This window comes from Nesterenkonia xinjiangensis (assembly GCF_013410745.1).
In the GTDB taxonomy this organism is placed as follows: domain Bacteria; phylum Actinomycetota; class Actinomycetes; order Actinomycetales; family Micrococcaceae; genus Nesterenkonia; species Nesterenkonia xinjiangensis.
On sequence record NZ_JACCFY010000001.1, the window covers coordinates 414,564 to 426,383 of the forward strand.

The 11,820-nt window shown below is 67.2% G+C and carries 10 protein-coding genes; 2 read left to right on the forward strand and 8 right to left on the reverse strand.

Annotated features, from left to right (window positions below; all coding sequences use genetic code 11):
• Positions 1-9: 9 nt before the first annotated feature.
• The 3 genes from HNR09_RS01960 to HNR09_RS01970 are packed head-to-tail and all read right to left on the reverse strand — an operon-like array spanning position 10 to position 2,998.
• A complete protein-coding gene (locus HNR09_RS01960) occupies positions 10-825 on the reverse strand; it encodes a carbohydrate ABC transporter permease (protein ID WP_179540517.1) in 816 nt (271 codons plus the stop codon).
• Complete coding sequence (locus HNR09_RS01965; protein ID WP_179540518.1) at positions 822-1,733, reverse strand: ABC transporter permease subunit; 912 nt, start codon at positions 1,731-1,733, stop codon at positions 822-824. The genes HNR09_RS01960 and HNR09_RS01965 overlap by 4 nt, the downstream gene beginning before the upstream one ends.
• On the reverse strand, positions 1,730-2,998 hold the full coding sequence (locus HNR09_RS01970) for a sugar ABC transporter substrate-binding protein (protein ID WP_179540519.1): 1,269 nt from the start codon (positions 2,996-2,998) through the stop codon (positions 1,730-1,732). Before HNR09_RS01970 ends, HNR09_RS01965 begins: the two co-directional genes overlap by 4 nt.
• Positions 2,999-3,146: 148 nt before the next feature.
• Here HNR09_RS01970 and HNR09_RS01975 point away from each other — a divergent pair, with 148 nt between their 5' ends.
• Positions 3,147-4,175 carry a LacI family DNA-binding transcriptional regulator gene (locus tag HNR09_RS01975; protein ID WP_378939251.1) on the forward strand — a complete coding sequence of 343 codons (1,029 nt, stop codon included), beginning with the start codon at positions 3,147-3,149 and terminating at the stop codon, positions 4,173-4,175.
• A gap of 38 nt (positions 4,176-4,213) precedes the next feature.
• Here the strand turns inward: HNR09_RS01975 and HNR09_RS01980 are convergent, their stop codons facing one another.
• Both HNR09_RS01980 and HNR09_RS01985 read right to left on the reverse strand, forming a co-directional pair.
• Positions 4,214-4,720 (reverse strand): DUF3817 domain-containing protein, encoded by a 507-nt coding sequence (locus tag HNR09_RS01980; RefSeq protein WP_179540521.1) that lies wholly within the window; start codon positions 4,718-4,720, stop codon positions 4,214-4,216.
• Positions 4,717-5,610, reverse strand: coding sequence for an SURF1 family cytochrome oxidase biogenesis protein (locus tag HNR09_RS01985; protein ID WP_179540522.1), 894 nt, complete (start codon positions 5,608-5,610; stop codon positions 4,717-4,719). The genes HNR09_RS01980 and HNR09_RS01985 overlap by 4 nt, the downstream gene beginning before the upstream one ends.
• A 137-nt stretch (positions 5,611-5,747) precedes the next feature.
• Here HNR09_RS01985 and HNR09_RS01990 point away from each other — a divergent pair, with 137 nt between their 5' ends.
• Positions 5,748-6,392: a VOC family protein gene (locus HNR09_RS01990; RefSeq protein ID WP_179540523.1), complete on the forward strand. Its 645-nt coding sequence runs from the start codon at positions 5,748-5,750 to the stop codon at positions 6,390-6,392.
• Between the two features lie 31 nt (positions 6,393-6,423).
• Here HNR09_RS01990 and HNR09_RS01995 read toward each other — a convergent pair whose 3' ends face one another.
• The 3 genes from HNR09_RS01995 to HNR09_RS02005 form a co-directional block, all read right to left on the reverse strand.
• The gene (locus HNR09_RS01995) at positions 6,424-7,593 is read right to left on the reverse strand and encodes a hypothetical protein (RefSeq protein ID WP_179540524.1); all 1,170 of its coding nucleotides are present in this window, start codon (positions 7,591-7,593) and stop codon (positions 6,424-6,426) included.
• 44 nt (positions 7,594-7,637) lie between these two features.
• Complete coding sequence (locus HNR09_RS02000; protein ID WP_343047414.1) at positions 7,638-9,278, reverse strand: nucleotide sugar dehydrogenase; 1,641 nt, start codon at positions 9,276-9,278, stop codon at positions 7,638-7,640.
• Positions 9,279-9,955: 677 nt separating this feature from the next.
• A complete protein-coding gene (locus tag HNR09_RS02005; RefSeq protein ID WP_179540525.1) occupies positions 9,956-11,779 on the reverse strand; it encodes an ATP-grasp domain-containing protein in 1,824 nt (607 codons plus the stop codon).
• Positions 11,780-11,820 lie beyond the last annotated feature (41 nt).

The following is an 11,820-nucleotide window of genomic DNA, read 5'->3' on the forward strand; positions in this document are numbered from 1 at the left end:
GTGTCGGCACTACTTCACCGCGCCGACGGTCAGTCCGTCGCGCAGCAGGCGGTAGCTGGAGATGAAGACGATCAGGATGGGGATGGACGTCAGGACGGCCAGAGCCATCAGGCCCGGCCAGTCGATTCCGAAGGCGGACACCTGCTGGGACAGCAGCGCGGACAGCGGATACCCTCCGGGGCTGAGCATGAAGCTCACCGCGTAGAGGAATTCGCCCCAGGCCAGCAGGAAGGTGATGGAGCTGATGGTCAGCACTCCGTTGCGCGCCAGCGGCAGGACGATCAGCCAAAAGGTACGGAACAGCCCTGCCCCGTCCAATGCCCCGGATTCCTCCAGAGACATGGGCACCGCTCGGAAGAACGGCCGAAGCAGCAGAGTGGCGAACGGTGTGAGCAGCGCGGCGTCGGCGATGATCACCCCGGCCAGCGAGTCCAGCAGTCCCCAGTCGCCGAAGAGCCTGAACAGGGGGATGACCATGGCTGTCTGAGGCATCATCTGCAGGACGATGAGCGCGATCAGCCCGACCGTGACCGACCAATGAGTCACTCTGGCCAGTGCGTAGGCGGCAGGGACGGAGATCAGGAGCACCAGAACGGTGGCCCCGACAGCGATCGCCACAGACTGACCGAGCGCATCGATGAGATTGCTGTTCACGTTCCGTGTATAGGCCTGGGCTGTCGGTTCGAAGAGCAGCGCCGACGAAGGTTCGAACACGTCCGCGGAGTCTTTGAACGAGGTCAGAACGATCCACAGCAGCGGCACTCCGTAGAGCACCGTGAAGAACAGCTTGGTGACGATCGCCACCGGCCCGGCGTGGAAATTCATGTCCTCTCCTCCCGGCGGATCGTCCAGGCGTAGGCGCCGGCGAGCGCCAGCACGCCGACGACCGCCAGGAAAGAGGTCGCCGATCCGAGCCCATAGTCGTAGCGGTTGAACGCCTGCAGGTACCCGAGAAACGGCAGGGTGGCTGTGGCGGTGCCCGGGCCTCCGAAGGTCATCACGTAGATGTAGTCGAAGCTGCGGAACCCGTAGACCACGGTGAGCACGAACAGCACCAGGGTGGTGCCGCGGACGGCCGGCACCATGATGAAGCGAATCTCCTGGAACTTGCTTGCCCCGTCCACGGCAGCAGCCTCGAACACCTCCGGGGGAATGGCCATCAGCGCGGCCCGGAAGACCAGGGCGTTGAAGGGGATGACGGCGAAGGCCGCCACGGAGGCGACCGAGATCAGCGCCCATTGCGGGTCGTAGAGGAAGGGGAGGGTGTCCAATCCGAGGGCGCCCAGCACAGTGTTGAACAGGCCGCGTTCGGCCAGCAGGAACTTCCAGACCGAGCCGTTGACCACCGGCGGCAGCGCCCAGACGAACACCATCAGCGCCAGCAGCGCCGCGGACCACCATCCGGAGGTCCGCATGGCGATCGCCGCGACGAACCCGAGCAGCATGCCCGCGGTGGTGACGACCGCGACGACGACCAAGGTCCTGTTCACCGCGGCCGCGCTCTCACCGGCGGTGAAGCCCCTGATGAAGTTCTCCAGACCGACGAACTCCCACCCTGGGACGTTGAGCGTCGCCTGGGTGACATCGTGGACGCTCATCCACGCCAGCTGGAGCAGCGGATAGACAGCGAATGCGGCCATGAACGCGGCAGCGGGGATCAGGAAGACCAGGTGCCGCCGCGAGTTCTGGAACCCGCGGCGGCTCCTGGGGGTCGTCAGGGGTGCTGTGGTCACTGTTCGAGCAGACTCTCGAGCGTGGCCATCGCCTCGGCGGCGGCCTCCTCAGGTGAAGACTGCTTGCCGATCACCGCGCTCCACGCCTGTGCCATGCTGACCTGCACATCTCCCACCGCTTCGGGCGGCAGCACCGTATCCGGGTAGTTCGCCCCGAGCTCCGTGACGGTCTCGCTGAAGGCGGAAAGAATCTCATCTTCGGTGACCAGATCGTCTTCGGCAGAGTCCGAGCGAGATGGCAGGGACCCTACGATCTCCAGCGCATGAAGCTGTCCCTCGGCGTCGAGAAGGGTGCTCTCGAGGTAATCCCATGCCAAGTCGGGATTCTCACTGTTGACGCCGATGCCCTGGCCTTCGCCGCCCAGGTACACCCCACCGCTCTCACCCAACGGCAGCGGCGCCACACCGTAGTCGAAGTCAGCGTCGGCTTCGGCGTTGCCGCGCTGCCAGTTGCCGTTCACGGCGAAGGCGGTGTCTCCGGAGGCCCATTCCTGGAACGGCACCGTCTGGTCCCACGTCACCGCTTCCTGGGAGAGCCACCCCTCGTCGACCCACGTCTCCGCGCGGGTCAGAGCCTCGACCAGTGCCTCTTCATCGGGGGACTCGTAGCTGAAGCCGGCAGCCGTGAGCCAGGGGTAGGCCTGCCATTCACCCTGGGAATTGGGCAGTCCGGTCAGCGTAATGCCCCGGTATCCGGCCTCCTCAGCGGCGCCCATGGCGGATTCGAGCTCGTCGATGGTGGTCGGCGGCTCCTCTCCGAGCTCGTCGAGGATCTCTGCGTTGTACCACAGCCCCAGCAGGTTGACGTAGCCCTGGACGGCGTAGATGTCCCCGTCGATCTGGTGCAGCACGGATTCTTGGACGAGGTCGGCGTCGTCGAAGCTGTCCCAGTAATCGTTGATCGGGGTCAGCGCACCACCCAGGGCGATGATCGACGTCTCTGCGCCGTTGAAGAAGGCGACGTCGGGCCCTTCTCCGGCGCCTGCGGCGTTGACCAGGCGCGAATTCATCTGGTCATAGGGGACGTAGACGTTCTCGACCGTCACGTCGTCGCGCTGCGCTTCGAACTCCTCGGCGTAGGTGTCCATCAGCTCCACCTGTGCATCCTCGGACTGGTAGTGCCAGACGGTCAGCGTCTGCGGACCCTCCTGGGCTCCGGAGTCGCCGGGCGCGTCACCATCGCCGTCACCTCCGCAGGCAGTGATCGTGAGCAGCGTCGCGACGCTGGCGATGCCTAGAGCTCGGCCGCCGTTGTTCGTTGACATGAGTTCCTCCGGGTGCGAGTGCGAGCGGTGATGGAAACTTTTGGAAAACGTTTTCGGTCACGCTAGCAGTGACATCACTCACATACAAGGGTCGCTCTCCGGCGGTTCCAGGCTATTCTTGACTGACCAGCGATCAAGGATGGGCTCAGTGAACGAAACAGAAGCACCGCTTCGACGGCGGGTGACGCTGCGGGATGTCGCCGCCCTGGCAGGCGTCTCGCCCAGCACCGCGTCGAAGGCCCTCAACGATCGTCCGGGACAGGTCAGCACCTCCACGAAGGAACGCGTTCGAGAGGTCGCCGAGAGGCTGGGCTTCACCCCCAATGCACTGGCTCAGGCCATGCACAGCAGCCGCACCGGCACGGTGGGGCTGATCACCGATGATCTGGAGGGCCGATTCAGCCTGCCGATCCTGATGGGTGCCGAGGATGCCTTCGGTGCGGGACGAACCTCAGTGTTCCTCTGCGACGGGCGAGGTGACCCCATCCGGGAGAGCCACCACCTCAAGGCCCTGGTCGGGCGGGACGTGGATGGCCTGATCGTCGTCGGGGCGCGCCCCGACGCCCGGCCATCGGTCAGTCACCGTGTGCCCATGCCGGTGGTCTACGCCTACGCGCCCTCCGAGGACTCGCAGGATCTGGCCGTCGTGCCGGACAATACGCGTGCCGGCGAGCTGGCAGCTGAACACCTCGTGGCGATGGGCCGTACCCGTATCGCCCACATCTCCGGTGACCCCACATATTCTGCCGCCCAGAACCGTGCTGCCGGCATCGCGACGGTTCTGGACGCCCATGGCCTGGAGCAGGTCGGGCCCACCCAGTTCGGAGCCTGGGATGAGCCATGGGGACGAGCCGCGACTCGCAACCTCCTGGAGCACCGCACCGCAGTGGATGCCATCATCGGAGGCAGCGACCGCATCACCCGGGGAATCATCGAGACCGTGCGAGCCTCGGGCAGGGAGATCCCCTCCGACATCGCCATCGTCAGTTTCGACAACTGGGAGCCCCTGATCAGTGGGTCACAGCCCAGTCTGACCAGCGTGGACTTCGGCTTCAAACAGATCGGCCGACGCGCGGCGCATCTGCTGTCTGCCGCGTTGGACGGGCAGCCCCCCGCACAACGTGTCGAGACGGTCACTCCCAAGCTGGTGATTCGCAATTCGTCGACCGGAACATAGCCATGCCAGCTGCCCGACACTCACCATGAGCACCCCGCTCAGTACCTCCGGACCGCCTCCGGGTTGGTGTGGACGTCGCGGCGCACCTCGGCGGCGATGCGACGCTCGACGATGAAGCTCAGGAACGGCACCACCCCGCCCAGCACGATGGTCACCAGCCGGGAGAAGCGCCAGTTCATCAGGAACCAGAGACGGAAGCCGGCGATCACGTAGACCACATAGATCCAGCCGTGCACCACGGCCGTCCAGTAGGAGATTCCTGTGCCGTCGACCACTGACTCCTTCGGATGGAAGCCCAGCGTGTTGTCTGCGCCCGCAGCCGTGGTGCCGCCGGCATAGAGCTCGTAGCCGAAGCCGTAGTCCATGATCATCTTGGCCACCAGGATCAGCAGCATGATCCCGGTGGTGAAGGCGAAGATCTTATAGAAGGTCAGGGAGCCGTTGATCTGCTGCATCGTGCCCTGGAAGCGGCGCTTCTGCGGGCGCTTCGGCGCGGCGGGCACCTCGGGTGCGGTGCCCTGGAGGGATCCGGTGTTCTCGGTCATCGTGCGTCCTTCTCGTCAAGCGTGCGTGCCGCCTCATCCGTGGCGGTCTGTTCGGCCTGCTCCGGGCTCTGCCCGGACTCGATCGCGGCCAGGTACTCGAGCCGCCACTGCTCCTCCCACTCGGTGTCGAGCGCGGAGGCCTCCTGCTCCTTCTCGTGGGCGTCCTTGACCAGGCGCCACCAGAGATAGAAGGCGAAGCCGGCGAAGACCACCCACTCCACGGCATAGAACAGGTTCAGCCAGTTCACCGAGGAGCCCTCCGGCTGTGGCCCCACCCAGACCGGCTCCAAGGGCGAGGCCGGGTCCTCGGCACCGATCTCCTGACCGGAGGCGTCGACGACGTCGAAGGCCACCAGGAACCCGGAGTAGGAGGGCAGGTCCCAGACGTTGATCAGCTCCGCCGGAGAGAGGCTCGAGAAGACGTGTGCGGCCTCGCGCTCCCCCGGGATCGGCGCCTCCGGGGGCAGCAGACGCCCCTGCAGCTCGAGCTGCCGGCCGGCCGGCAGGGAGTCCACCGCGTCGACGTCGTCGGTCCAGCCGCGCACCACCGGGATCACCTCATCCGCCGGGGCACCGTCGACGGCGAAGGCCCCGACGACCCACCAGCCGGACTCGCCGTCCTGCAGGCGCTCATCGATGAGCACCTGGGTCTCTTCGATGAACTCGCCGGAGAGGGTCACGATGCGGTCCGCCTGCTCCAGGGCCATCGGCTGCTCGGGCTCGTGGACCTCGGTCAGCGGGACCGGCTCCTCGGTGATCTCCTCCGAGGGAGCACTCTCCGTACGGGACTGGCCGAACTGCCAGGCGCTGAGCACCACGAACACAGTGGCCAGGATCAGGGCCAGGGCGAGCATCGCGATCCACTTGGGCTGCAGCGCGGTCTTGAGCACCGCACCAGGATACGCGTGACAGCTGCGACCCGCTCCAGAGGCTCCGATTATTTCTACTTTCGGTAGAAGAAACCCCAGGTCGTCACGAAGATGACCCCGATTGGTGACGAGGAGCACGCTGGTGTCAGTATGGACCCATGATGCGCTTGGATCACGTCTCTTATGCGGTCGGCCCGGATGGCATGGACGCCACGGTCGAGAGGATCGTCCATGAGCTGGGCGTGGAACGAGTCAAGGGTGGTATCCACCCGCGCTTCGGCACACGCAGCTCGATCATCCCGCTGCGAAACCGCCAGTACCTGGAGATCGTCGAGGTTCTCGACCACCCCTCCGCCAACAAGGCACCGTTCGGCCAGGCGGTGCGCAACCGCTCCCAGGTGGGCGGCGGCTGGATGGGCTGGTGCGTGACGGTGGACGACCTCTCCCACTTCGAGGAGCGGCTGGGCCGCAAGGCCGTGCCGGGCAATCGCAAGTTCCCTGACGGCCAGGAGCTCACCTGGCAGCAGATCGGCATCAAGGGTCTTATCGCTGACCCCCAGGTGCCCTATCTGCTCCGGTGGGACGAGGGCACCGAAGACCTGCACCCCTCCCAGGCCTACCCGCCGCAGGCGGAGCTGGTGCGGCTCTCCATCGCCGGTTCCCCGGACCGGGTGGCCGACTGGCTGGCCTGTCCCAACGGCGATCCCTTCCAGGACGTCGCAGTGGACTGGGTGGCCCCCTCGGGCACGCCCGGGCTCATGTCAGTCACCTTCCGGACCCCCAAGGGCGACATCACCATCTGATCAGTCGGCCCCTGCGAGCCTCGCCTGGACTTCAGGCGGGGTCGGACAGGTGCCGGCGGGCGCGCTCGAGCACAGCCTGCGCCGCCTGCTCGGCGCCGTCGGAGAACGGCTCCCGCGGGCCGGCCAGTTCCGCGCCGCGAGCGTCCATGGTCTCCAGCGCTGCGGTGAGCCGGGCGCGCAGACGGTCGACGTCGTGCGGGCCCTCCAGCTCCTCGCGCAGACCCCAGCCGGCATCGGCGGCGCGCACCGCTCGAGTGCGCAGCGCCTGCTGCTGCTCGGGGCGCAGCCGACGCCGCGAGCGACGGGCCGCCCCGCGGAGGGGCTCCTCACCGGCAGGTCCCTCGGTGAGCCATAGGGCCGGCACCCCGGCGGGCACCCAGGTGTGCAGGGCCCGGAATCCCGGGACTGCCAGCGCCGCCACGGTGCGAGCCACCAGTTCAGGCGTCAGCCCACCGGCGACCTTCTCGGCTCCTGCGGGCACGCGCCGGGCCACGGCGCTGTCCAGCAGGGCGACAGTCCACTGCTTCTGATGCGCAGCGAACCACTCCAGGGCCAGGTCCTCGGCCGCGGCGGCGGTGTCCGGGCTCAGCCCGGCCAGATCCACGACCACCGTGGGCCGTGCGGTGGCGTCTCCGGCGAGGTTCGCCTCGGCGTTCTGTGCGCTCCCCGCGGCGGCATCCAGCACGGCGGCGTCCAGCACGGGGTCCACCTCGACGCGGCTGTGCGCGGCGGTTCCGGAGGAGCGTGAGGTGAGGCGGCCGTCCACCAGCTCACCGACCTCGATGGTGAGTTCGGCGGTGCGCGGGGCCGCTCCGCTGCGCTCCTGGGCGTCCATCGCGGAGACGACGTCGACCCACGACACGCCGTGGGTGCGACGCAGCCGGTCCAGCAGCCAGGCGGGGAAGTCGCCGTCGACCACGAGAACGTCCGGCTCGAAGCCGCCGATGAGCCGGTCCAGGCGAGGAAGGAGGTAGTCCTTCGCCCACGTCTCGGGATCCATGTTCAGCCGGCGCGCCGAGCCGATGCGCTGCAGCGGGAAGGGCGGACCCTGCGGCCCGGGCGGCTCGGTGGAGGACAGCGTCGCCATGACCACGTCGGCCTGGCTGTGGAGCTTCTCTCCGATGCGCGTGAGGCGGCGCAGGGTGCCGGTGACGGCGTCGTCGTCGCTGAGCAGCAGCACGCGGGGACGGGTGTGCGGCATGGTTCGTTCCTTCGTCTCGGCGAGATGTCGTCCAGCCCTGGGGCTCAGAGTCTCTCGATGCCCTCAGCAGTGGTCGCTCCACGCGTGTCGAAGAGCAACTCCGCAGACGCAGCAATAGCTTCCAAGTCATAGACCGCATGCGGCTGCAGAACCACCACGATATCCGCCTCCCCCAAAGCCTCATCCAGATCCGGAACCCGCTGCAGCGACCCACCACCCACAAACCAGGTCTCCACATACGGATCATGAAAAGACACCAACGCCTTCTTCTCCCGCAGCACCTTCGCCACCGGCACCGCCGGAGACTCCCGCTGATCCGCAATATCCGGCTTATACGTCACCCCCAACAACAACACCTTCGACCCATTGAGCGGCTTACGCACCTCATTGAGCGCCTCACCGATCCGCGCAGCCACATACGTCGGCATCGAGTTGTTGATCTCCTGAGCCAACTCCACGAACCGGAACTGATACCCCAGAGTCTTACGCACCTGAAAGCTCAAATAATTCGGATCGATCGGAATGCAATGACCCCCCACGCCAGGACCAGGAGTGAACTTCTGGAACCCGAACGGCTTCGTCCCAGCCCCCCGGATCACCTCCCAGATATCAATGTCCAGATCATGACAGAACCGCGCCATCTCATTGACCAACGCGATGTTCACATGCCGATACGTGTTCTCCAGCAGCTTCGCCGTCTCCGCCTCCTTGGTGCCCGAGACCGGCACCACCTCCTCGACGAACCGGCCATAGAACCCCGACGCCACCCGCGTAGCCTCCGCAGAAAGCCCACCCACCAGCTTCGGAGTGTTCGTGATCCCATACCTCGTAGACCCAGGATCCACCCGCTCCGGCGAGTAGGCCAACAGAAAGTCCTCACCATGGACCAGCCCTGAAGACTCCAGAATCGGCAGCACCACATCCTCAGTGGTCCCCGGATACGTCGTCGACTCCAGAATCACCGTGGTCCCCGGCACCAGATGCTCAGCAATCGTGCGCGCAGAAGCCTCCACCGCCCGCAGATCCGGACCACCCTCCTCACTGAGCGGAGTCGGCACACAGATCACAATCACCGAAGCCCCCGCCAGATCCCCCGGATCCACACTGGCCCTAAACCCCTGGGAGAGCATCACCGCGACATCCTCATCACTGAGGTCATCCACATGCGAGACACCAGCGTTGAGCTGATCCACCAACGACTCCGAGACATCAAAACCCACCGTGGGAATCCCCACCGCCACAGCCGCCTGAGCCAACGGAAGACCCACATACCCCTGCCCCACAATCACAGCAGGACGCTCGTGGGCGTCCTCGGCGCCGGTGACTGAGAGGGCGTCGGCAGGGTGATTCGATGCAGGTGTCACGCAGGTCCTTCGTTCCGAGGGGGTCTCCACCGGGGAGGCGTCCTCCGTCCGGCTGAGCCCACTGTATCGCCCGCAGCTGAGACTCCTGAGATGCGCCATGCTCGTGATCGCAAGTTGCCTCAGAATGCGCTCCGAGCACGCACGCGAGCCGGCCGAGAATCGTCCGCGAAACGGGGAGGTCCTGATCGCAACGATCGCGCTCGTCGTCTTCGCGCTGATCAACGCGCACCGCGGCGGAGGCCCAGCCCGGCTGCAGTCCTTCAGGCGTATGCTCATGCCCCTTGCGATGGCCAGCCTCCTGGTCGACACGTGCTCCCTCACCCCGGGGCACGCTGCAGAACCTCTCTCCGGCGTGCCCTCCTGATGTGGTTCCGTGGGCCGGAGTCCTCACCATCGTCGTGCTCGCCCCATGGGCCATCATCGGATTCGACAACATTCCCCAGACTGCGGAGAAGCTCCGGCTTTCCCCGGCGAAGGCCTTCCGACTGATCGTCGGCTCCCTCATCCCAGCGACGGCGGTCTATCGCGCGATGATCGTCACCACCACGGCCGGAGCCCCGTGGCAGGCGGAGCAGGAGCGGCAGCCGGTGTGGGGCCTGGTTCACCGTGGCCGTCTGACTGATCGCTCCATGGTTCGGCCGCACAGCGCTCACCTGAATGGTCGACATGGCGTCCATCGGCTTCATGTTCGCCTTCGCGCACGCGTGCCTCTGGGCCAACCGGATGTTCCGCTGGACCGGTCAGCCCGAGTGGGTAGAGCCTGCCGCGTCGACCCCTCTCAAGCTGCTGGCCGCGGCCGGGCTCCTGGTGGCCCTAGCCTTCACCGTGCCGCTACTCGCGCCCCGGTTCTCCGGCACAGCTGACCGTCCCGCCGTTCGTCGCGCTCAGCGCGTGGATCCCGCTCGGTATGGTGCTCTTCGCGGGCCAGAGAAACCACAGCCGCACCGTTACCGACGAGGTCGACACTGCGGTGCTGGCGGCGGCCCGACCGCGCCGGGTCAGGTGAGCGGGTGCGACGCGGTCACCGATGAGCTGTTCTGCGCGATCCACCGCACGAGGTCCACGAGGCTGCCGCCGATCACCTGATGCCCAGCGACGAGTTTCGGCCGGGACACCATCCCCTCGACCAGCGGGCGTGCCCAGGGCCGGCCCGCGGCACGGCGCGGGATCACCACGTCGACGGGTGCCCAGCGCAGCTCAGGGACCGACCGCACAGCACGGACGGCCGCCCGTGCTGCTGTCTCGATGACCTCCTCGGGTAGGAGCTCCTGACGCCTGGCGGCCGTCACCCACAAGACCTCGTCACGGGTGGCGTACAGCCGGATCCGGGCACCGGCCGGACGTGTCTGGACGAGCCACTCCCCCTTCGACTCCTCCAGGAGCTCCACAGCCTCAGGGAGTCGGAGCCTGCGCTGTCTGGGATCGCCCCACCGTGCCTTGGGCGGAGTGAGCACCAGCGGTGCCGTGCTGTCTGCGAAGATCCGCCGGCAGTCCTCGGCATTGGAGACTACGGCGCCGCGGGGGCGCAGGATGAGGGACTCGCCGAGCAGCTGGCGGACCAGCTCATGCCGCCGCAGTATCCGGCGGGTGGAGAGCATGTCCTGGGTCGTGGGACCGCTGCGGAGGAACCAGAGCTCGCTCCCGGCTCCATCGCGGGCCTGCTTCACGGCGCCCCACGAAGTCACTCCCCAGCCGTCAGCGGCCAGGACCGCGCGCATGACGTCTCCGAGCAGCAGGCCGTTCGTCCCATCCGGCCAGTCTTCCGGGACCTCGTCCCTCACCGCACAAGGCGCTGCAGGTGCGGGAGGAGCCGCCCGGCCCAACGGGGCGTCCGTCGAGCCCTGCTCGCGACGGATCTCCCAGATCGCCCCTGCCACATCCTGAGGGCGCCCTTGCACCGGGTGGGTGGCGCCGCCGTAGCCCGCGCTGACGTTGGCCTCCAGGACGCAGGGCGCCCCGGTCCTTTGGTCGATCACGACGTCCACGCCGCCCCAGTGCAGGCCCGGGATCGCCTTGGCGGCCTCCACAGCGAGCCTCGGAACGCGGGGGTCCACGGTGTCCGACACCTCGTGGGGCTCGCCGCCGCCGGAGATGCCCCCGACATTGCGCACCAGGACCTCGTGGCCCGGGTTCACCACGGAGGTGAGGTCCAGCCCCTGCGCCGCCAGCACGGTGTCCACCACGCTGTCCTTGGGGATCGGGATGCGCTCCAGCATGGGGTTCCGTCGCCGTTCCTCGTTCTTGGCATCGATCAGCGCCTCGAGGGATCTCACCCCATCCCCGATGACGCGCGGCAGCACCCGGCGGACGACGGCGAAGCACCGCTGGGGAGTCACCAGGCAGCGGTACTCCTCCGCAAACTCGATCTGTTCCTCCACCACGACTCCCTGACGGTGCTTCGCTGCGCGGTGGAACGCCCTGACGATGCTCTCCGGGTCGGTGAGACGGACACTCACGCCGCGGCCGGCCGACCCGACACGGGGCTTCACGACGACGGGAGCTCCGCGGCTCTCTGCCCAGGCCACCGCCTCGTCGGCGTCCATGACCAGGCGTCCTTGGGGCGTGCTGACCCCTGCGGCGCGGAGGAAGCGCCGTGCCAGCTCCTTGTCGTCCACGATCAGGGCCGCCACCGATGACTCATGGTTGATGGCCCCGTCGATCAGGTAGCGCCGCCCTCGGGACTGCAGGACACCCTGGCGAGTGCTGAGCCAGGTGACCTCGCCGCCGTCGCGGGCTCCCGCTGTGGCGGCGAGCTGCCCAGCCACCCTGTTCAGCGTCGGCGACCAGATCAGCTCCTGGACATCAACGTCTCGCAGATCCATGTCCCCCACCTTGTCAACTTCATCTGTGCGTTGCGCCACGT